Origin of the sequence: Faecalibacterium longum, assembly GCF_040094125.1 — a bacterium.
Taxonomy (GTDB): Bacteria; Bacillota; Clostridia; order Oscillospirales; family Ruminococcaceae; genus Faecalibacterium; species Faecalibacterium longum.
The window spans coordinates 1-557 of sequence record NZ_JBBNIH010000011.1 but is presented as its reverse complement, the minus strand read 5'-3'; the positions used below and the strand labels follow the sequence as shown (position 1 = coordinate 557).

Annotated in this window: 1 pseudogene; it reads left to right on the top strand. The window is 57.3% G+C overall.

The window, feature by feature from the left end:
• Positions 1-207, top strand: a pseudogene (locus AAAU26_RS00070) (primase-like DNA-binding domain-containing protein); the annotation flags it as partial.
• Positions 208-557 lie beyond the last annotated feature (350 nt).

Genomic DNA, 557 nt, shown 5'->3' with positions numbered 1-557 from the left:
GACACCGAGGAACGCTCCACCTATCTCTACCGCGCCTACACCAAGTGGTGCGAGGATAATCTGGAATCGCCTGTTCCTCAAAAGAAGTTCAGCCAGTTCCTACTGAAAAATGCAGGGAAGTATGGCCTGACCTTCTCCAAGCACATCGAGGGGAAGTACCGCGGCTTCCGGGGCGTATGCGTCCACCCCGCCTTTGCTGCGGCATAAAACACACGAAAAGTGAAATTCTCGCGCCCCACGCGCCCCAAAGCATTTGTTTTTACCTGTTATCGTTGTTTTCTCCGGGCGCGTGTCCGCCCTTTCGGGCGGATACAGGGCGGCAACACGCCCTTCGGGGCGGGAGAGAAGGCAAGATGCGCCCCAAAAGGGCGCGTGCATCCCAGCCATGCGCCCCATAAAATCAACACAGAAAGGTACTTTTGTGTGGTTTGGGGCGCGTAGGGCGCGTAAATTCAAGTTCTCGCACTTTTTTGGGCTGCCGCTTCGGGTCAGGAGCGGCAGGCCCTTACATATTTACCGGCCCACAAGGGTGCAGCTCAACCGGAGCTGCACCGGGT